Below are 6,310 nucleotides of genomic sequence, written 5' to 3' on the forward strand. Positions count from 1 at the left end.
TTTTCTCCCACCGAAAGGTCATTCGTGGCGAAGAGCCTGGAGCAGGACTGTTCCAAGCTCTTTGCCCCGGCTTACAGGCACTGTCGTCAGGCCGGAACCGGCTCGTGCGTCTGTGCCTTGGTGCCACAGACCTGCTCGCACGATCCGCAGCCGATGCACTTGCCGGCCTGCTCCAGCGTCATCACCTTGCGGACAACGTCGCCGTCATCATCGTCGAACGGATCGCACATGTCGCCATCTTCGTTGATGCCCATCAGCTTCATCACGGCGTGTGAACAGACTTTGAAACACCGGCCGCAGCCGATGCACAGATCGGCGCTGATTTCGGTCAGGTACTTGGGAATCCACGGGGATCCATCACGGCTGGAAAACTGGCGGTACGACATCGGAACCTCTCCTTCGTTTTCGATTGCTTGAGATTGGGGGGATTTCAGGTCGCGCTGGCGACGTCGGGGAAGCGCTCGATCATCGCCACCGCCTCGTCGATGATCTTGGCGGCCTTGGCGGACATCGCCTCGACCGATTCGAAGCCAAAGCGGTGCAGATCGCGCAGATAGGAATTGACCACCACCAGCCGTCCGGCGGTCAGCAGCATCCGCCCCCAGCCTTCGTGATGAATCTTCATGATCGGAGCGGCGCTGTGCCCGCTGCGCTGTTCGATCGCCAGCCCGATCGCGGCGTAATACAGTTCGACCCGCCACAGGATGTCGGGATCGGGGTCGCCGATCATCGGAATCTCGCGGCGCTGTTCCTTGGTGACGATGAAGGGGGCGAGGATCGCCGCATCCGGCATCGTCTCCCACGCGCCGCTGCCATCATGGGCGCGGATCAGCATTAACAGCGATTTGAGGAACGGGTCGGTGTAAGCGGACTCTGCCATGGGTCACTCTCTTTTCCGTGGTTAATCTTCGTCGTCGACGAACCGTTCGGCCCCTTCCTCGGGGTCCTTCAGCAGCTTGCGCAGCCACGGCGGCGGATTGCCCTTCAGCATGGTGCGGACCCGTTCGATCACCTGGGGGATCGGCTCGTCGTCGGGCAGCTTGATCGGATGGACGTTGGCGCGAACGACACGGGCCGCCGCCGGGCCGCCGATGGCGCGGCAGAACAGCAAGGCCGAGCCGTTCAGCGCCGATATCTTCGCGGTCAGCCGGTCTTCGCCGTCCTCGGGATGAGCGCCGGTCTCGGCACTGACCAGATCGAACTGCACCGCTTCGACAAAGGTGTGTTCGTCCGGTCCGACATCGTAGAACAGGAAGGTCCGCGCGCTGGCGAAATGGGCATCCACCCGCTGGCGGTCCTGGGTGGCGATGGCGATTCTCATGTGACCTCCTTTAGTTCGTCTCGGCCCGTCACCGGACAGGCAATCGTCCGGGTTAACCAGCCGCAGCCGGCGTGTGGCCATGGGTGTGCTCCGCGGAGATAGGGCCGTGGTTGGGGCACTCCATCAGGATGTTGCCCAACCGGGTGATGAGATCGCGGGTCCCGCGATAGCCCGCATTGACTTCGTGAGCGGGGCCCAGCCGGTCAAACACCGGGAATCCGGCGCGATAGAGCGGCGTCGACAGCCGCGAGGCCGCCTGACGTCCGTTGGAATTGGCAATGATCAGGTCACAGCCGCCCGCTTCGAGAATCTGGTCTTCCAGATCTTCGAAATCGCCGATGATCACCCGCTCGGCCGGAAGCTCGGCCAGATGCGGTACCGCCTGGGTGGTGACGGCGGCGGCGATGGTGGCCCCCATGTCGGCGACCAGCTTGCCCATGCTCCACAGCAGCGCGGGTTCGGCGGCAATCGCAAACGAGCGGCCGCCGAAGTAAAAGTGCCCGTCCAGCATCGCATCGACCAGTTGCGAGCGGGCGCGGCGTTGCCGGGCCGGAACCGGTATCTCGGCCACCGTCGACAGGCAGACCATCAGCCGGTCAACCGCTTCCAGTCCGGTGACGCGGTCGAACAGCACGAACGGCACCCCGGTCTTTTCCTGAAGCGTCCGCGCCGAGACCCGCATGTGCTCGCCGATCGCGATCGTCAGCTTCGACCGCCCCATCTCGCGCACCTTGGCGACCGGGGTGCCGCCCAGAGTGGTGGGGACGTAGGAATCGGCGACATGACCGTCAAGCGAGTCCGACAGATCGGGCAGCACGATCACATCGAGGCCGAAATCGGCGATGATGTCCTTTAACGCTTCGATATCGCCGGGGGTCATGTGACAGCCGGGCAGCAGGTTGACCTGATGCAGCTTGGCCAGTCCCCCGGTCGGAACCGCCAGCGCCCGGATGATCGCCGCGACCGCCTTGCCCCAGCCGGTTTCCAGCGACCCGGCGAAGTCGGGGGCGCTGACGTCGACGACGGCGATGTCATTCAGTTCCTTGTTGCGGGCACGAATCTGCTTCAATTCGCCCGACATGTCCTCCCCCCGCGTCTCGGTCAGCGCGGTCGAGATCAGGCCGATGATCTCGGGCTTGGCCCGGCTGGCGATGTTGAGCAGACCTTCCTCGACCTGATCCATCCCGCCCAGGATGGTGCTGATCTCGTTCATCGCGGTGGTCTGGAGCGGGATCGCCTCGCGGAAATGGCGGACCATCATCACCAGGGCAAAGGCGGTGCAGCCCTGGCTGCCGTGGAACATCGGCAGGCAGCCCTTCATCCCCATGAAGGCGAGGGCCGCGCCCAGCGGCGCGCTGACCTTCAGCGGGCAGGTGGACAGGGGCTTTTTGTGATCGACGATCAGAGCCATCGTGGCCGCCTCCTATTGCGGGTCCCAGGGCGCGGGAGCCCGGACCTGATTCCAGATTGGGTTGTTGATCGACAGGTCGATCTGGCGGACCAGGGCGACCATGCCGTCATAGGCGGCATAGCCATGGTGACGTTCCTGGTTGATGTCGATCCAGGGGGTCCGCGCCTTCAGCGCAATGAATTGCGACCGTCCGCCCGACAGCATCATGTCGGCGCGGCCTTCGGCGAACATTTTGTACATCTCGCGCGGCGGGATCGCGTCGGCCAGCTTTTCCTCGTCGCCGCCCAGACGGGCCAGCGCCTTTTCGCGGTCGGAGGCGGTGGCTTTACGCACCGAGGAGCCGACCACCTCCATCCCCACTTCCTGAAGCGCCTGGATCACCGACCAGCTTTTGACCCCGCCGGTGTAAAGCAGAACCCGCTTCCCCTTCAGCCGGGCCTTGTACGGCTCGATCCGCGCCCAGGCCAACGCCTCCTGCTCGGCGATCAGGGCCTCGGTGCGGTCGATCAGGGTGGGGTCGGCACCGCGTTCGACCAGCAATCCGGCGATGGCGCGCAGCGCGTCCGAGGTGTCGGAGATGCCATAGAACGATCCCTCGAAATAAGGGATGCCGTATTTTTCCTTCATCTTGCGCGCCAGCGTCACCAGCGCCTGACTACAGAGCACCATGTTGACGCGGGCGGTGTGACAGGCGGCGACGTCGGCGAAGCGGGCATCGCCGGTGATCGAGGCGCGCAGCCGGATGCCCAGCCGGGCCAGCAGCGGACGGAACTGGTCCAACTCGCCGCAGACATTGTATTCGCCGAGGATGTTGATGTCGGTGGGGCCGACATCGTCGGGTTCGACGGTGCCGATGACGTGCTCGAACAACGCCTCGCCCGCCAGCCGGTTGCCCAGATTCTTCGAACCGACGAAGCCCGGCGCGTTGACCGGGATCACCGGAACGCCCATCCGCTCGGTCGCGGCCTTGCACACCGCTTCGACATCGTCGCCGATCAGGGCGCCGACACAGGTCTGATAGACGAACACGGCGGGGGGAGAGTGACGGGCAATCGCCTTGCGGATCGCCTTGTACAGCTTCTTTTCGCCGCCATGGATGATGTCAAGATTGTCCATGTCGGTGGTGAAGCCCAGCCGGTACAGCGTCGGCCCGGTGCTCCAGGCGTTGCGGCTGTCCCACGAATTGCCTTCACAGGCGATCGGGCCATGGACGAGGTGAACGACATCGGTGATCGGCTGCAACGCGATCTTGGCCCCGTCGAAGGCGCAGCCTCCGGCGGCGGCCCCCGGCACCAGCTTCTTGCCGCATCCCTTCTTGCGCTCGCCCGCCGACTTCGCCGTGTTGACGGCGCAGCCCGGTTCGGTCATCAGCTCCTGGATTTTTCGCTTGAGCATCTGGGCAGGCCTCCCGTTGCGGTACGAGACCTAGGTATGCAAGCCCTGCGCCAAGTTCTGGACTGGCGGAAATGCTGGGGATTTTCCGGGGATAGCGCGACATTGTCGCGTCAGCGTCATGTCTGCGACAGGCGATTGTCGCAAAAAGAAGCACACGAAAGAGGGGTGCGCTTAGGCAGAGAGGGATATTTTAAGGCCGCCGTGCGGCCTTTTGCGACGAGGGGAAGTAACGGTCGATGGCGCGGGCAATCGCCTTGGCCAGCCGGGCGCGATAGGTCGGTTGGCGCAACTGCTTTTCTTCGTAATCGTTCGACAGATAGCCGGTCTCGACCAGAACCGACGGTAGGTCCGGGGCTTTCAACACGGCAAACCCGGCGAAGCGGTGGGTATTGTCGAGCAGATTGAATTCCTGTCCCACCTCATCGACCATTTCCGAAGCAAACCCGGCCGAGCGGTTCCTCGTTTCGCGCTGGGCGAGATCGATCAGGATGCCGGCGACGTCGGGGGTTTCGTGGCTGAGATCAACCCCGGCGATCAGGTCGGCCTTGTTTTCCTTTTCTGCCAGCGCCTGCGCTTCGTTATCCGAGGCGTTCTGCGACAGGGTATAGACCGACAGGCCGCGAATGGACGGGTTCTGCACCGCATCGGCGTGGAGCGAGATGAACAGATCGGCGCCATATTGGCGGGCGATCGCCACCCGGTCGCGCAGGCGGATGAAGACGTCGCGGTCGCGGGTCAAATGAACGCGATAGCGGCCGCTTTTCTCCAACGCGGTCTTCAGTTCGCGGGCCAGCGCCAGGGTGATGTGCTTTTCATAGATGCCGGAAACGCCGATCGCGCCGGGATCGACGCCGCCATGGCCGGGATCGATCACGATCACCGGCAACCCGCCATCGCGGGGGCGGGACACCGCATCCTCGCTGGTGGACGGAGACATCGCGGCGGGCTGGATTTCGGGGCGCGGACTCGCGGCCTCGACCTTGGCCGGTTCGGCCCGAACCGGCTCGGCACGGCTGGGCGCGGGCGGCGGCGCGGGCCGTTCCGGCGGTGGCGGCATCGGGACCGACAACAGATTGCCGCTTCGGGCCGGGCGCTCGACCGGCGCGGGCCGTTCAACCGGCGTGGGAACGGGAGCGGTGGCGGCGACGGTGGGCGCGGGAGTGGGTGCCGGGGCGGGAGCCGGAATCGGCGCGGCGGCGGCCACGATCTTGCGCTCGTCCTTGCGCTCTTCGGGCGGCGGCGGCGGAGGCGGAGGGGGCGGTGGGGCGGCCGCGACCGTCTCGGACGGCAGGGCGTTCGGGCTGGTCAGCACGATCCGGCCCGGACTGTGCTGAACCTGGGGATCGGCGGCGGCCTGCGGCTCGGCGACCACCGGACGGGGCGGCGGTGGGGCGGGACGGGGCAGGGCGGTAACGGTTTGTTTGGCGGCAGGGGGGGGCGTGGCCGCCGTGGGGTGCGGCTTGGGCTGCGCGGCGGCGGCATTCTCGTCGAGATCGACCACCAGACGCCAGCCCAGTCCGTCGCGCGGCGCGATCAGAAAGCTGTTCTTTAAGGTCGCGGGCCGTCGCAGATCGAGCACGATGCGGCTGTCACCGGCATGAACGCCGTTGACCGCGCCGACCGGATGGCTGAGGACCGCCGGTCCCTGCCAGTCCAGCCCGGCCACATCGATCACGATCTGGTGCGGGAAGGTCTGGGCGGTGACTTTGAACGTCACCTTCTCGGACAGGTCGGCGACAAAGCGGGTGACGCCGTCGCTCGGTTGACCCAGCCGCGCCCCCGACGCCGATGCCGCCAGGGCAGCATGCGGCCAAACAAAGGCATCGACCGGCGGCAGAAACGCCGTCGCCAGGGCCAGCATCGGCAGTGTGGCAATATGTCGTCGAACCATGCCGACCCGTCAGTGGCCGCTAAATCAGGGAAACCGCGTCCAGCTATACCGCAGACATCGACCGAAGCTCAATTCAAAAGTCTTTGATTTGGAAGGCTCTTCGCCTTGGCGGTCAATCAAGCCGGGACCTGGACCAATAAGATCGTTGTCGAAAGCGGCCACTACCGCTATTTTGAAGCGTCATCAGCACGCAATGTCCGTTCGCCCGCTCGCGGGCGGTTGTGGCGTAGCGCCTTTTCGCGGCAGACGCGACCCCGGCGAGACGCTTTTTCGGACTTACGTTGCCGTTTTC

6 protein-coding genes are annotated in these 6,310 nt (G+C 65.2%); all 6 read right to left on the minus strand.

What is annotated here, in order from left to right:
* Window positions 1-86: 86 nt before the first annotated feature.
* Window positions 87-386, minus strand: coding sequence for a ferredoxin III, nif-specific (fdxB, locus tag K678_RS12345; protein WP_021132794.1), 300 nt, complete (start codon window positions 384-386; stop codon window positions 87-89).
* Between the two features lie 44 nt (window positions 387-430).
* The gene (locus K678_RS12350) at window positions 431-880 is read right to left on the minus strand and encodes a NifX-associated nitrogen fixation protein (RefSeq protein WP_021132795.1); all 450 of its coding nucleotides are present in this window, start codon (window positions 878-880) and stop codon (window positions 431-433) included.
* A 21-nt stretch (window positions 881-901) separates the two neighbouring features.
* The gene (gene nifX / locus K678_RS12355; RefSeq protein ID WP_021132796.1) at window positions 902-1,321 is read right to left on the minus strand and encodes a nitrogen fixation protein NifX; all 420 of its coding nucleotides are present in this window, start codon (window positions 1,319-1,321) and stop codon (window positions 902-904) included.
* Between the two features lie 52 nt (window positions 1,322-1,373).
* Window positions 1,374-2,732: a nitrogenase iron-molybdenum cofactor biosynthesis protein NifN gene (gene nifN / locus K678_RS12360; protein WP_021132797.1), complete on the minus strand. Its 1,359-nt coding sequence runs from the start codon at window positions 2,730-2,732 to the stop codon at window positions 1,374-1,376.
* A 12-nt stretch (window positions 2,733-2,744) separates the two neighbouring features.
* The gene (gene nifE / locus K678_RS12365) at window positions 2,745-4,127 is read right to left on the minus strand and encodes a nitrogenase iron-molybdenum cofactor biosynthesis protein NifE (protein WP_021132798.1); all 1,383 of its coding nucleotides are present in this window, start codon (window positions 4,125-4,127) and stop codon (window positions 2,745-2,747) included.
* 190 nt (window positions 4,128-4,317) lie between these two features.
* Window positions 4,318-6,018, minus strand: coding sequence for an N-acetylmuramoyl-L-alanine amidase family protein (locus K678_RS12370; protein ID WP_039853030.1), 1,701 nt, complete (start codon window positions 6,016-6,018; stop codon window positions 4,318-4,320).
* Window positions 6,019-6,310: the final 292 nt, after the last annotated feature.

Source organism: Magnetospirillum fulvum MGU-K5 (assembly GCF_000442515.1).
Taxonomy (GTDB): Bacteria; Pseudomonadota; Alphaproteobacteria; order Rhodospirillales; family Magnetospirillaceae; genus Phaeospirillum; species Phaeospirillum fulvum_B.

What these genes read in the sequence shown, in the direction of transcription:
- K678_RS12370 (WP_039853030.1), bottom strand. Translation starts at nt 6,018, where the DNA reads ATGGTTCGACGACATATTGCCACACTGCCGATGCTGGCCCTGGCGACG.
- K678_RS12350 (WP_021132795.1), bottom strand. Translation starts at nt 880, where the DNA reads ATGGCAGAGTCCGCTTACACCGACCCGTTCCTCAAATCGCTGTTAATG.
- nifE (WP_021132798.1), bottom strand. Translation starts at nt 4,127, where the DNA reads ATGCTCAAGCGAAAAATCCAGGAGCTGATGACCGAACCGGGCTGCGCC.
- nifN (WP_021132797.1), bottom strand. Translation starts at nt 2,732, where the DNA reads ATGGCTCTGATCGTCGATCACAAAAAGCCCCTGTCCACCTGCCCGCTG.
- fdxB (WP_021132794.1), bottom strand. Translation starts at nt 386, where the DNA reads ATGTCGTACCGCCAGTTTTCCAGCCGTGATGGATCCCCGTGGATTCCC.
- nifX (WP_021132796.1), bottom strand. Translation starts at nt 1,321, where the DNA reads ATGAGAATCGCCATCGCCACCCAGGACCGCCAGCGGGTGGATGCCCAT.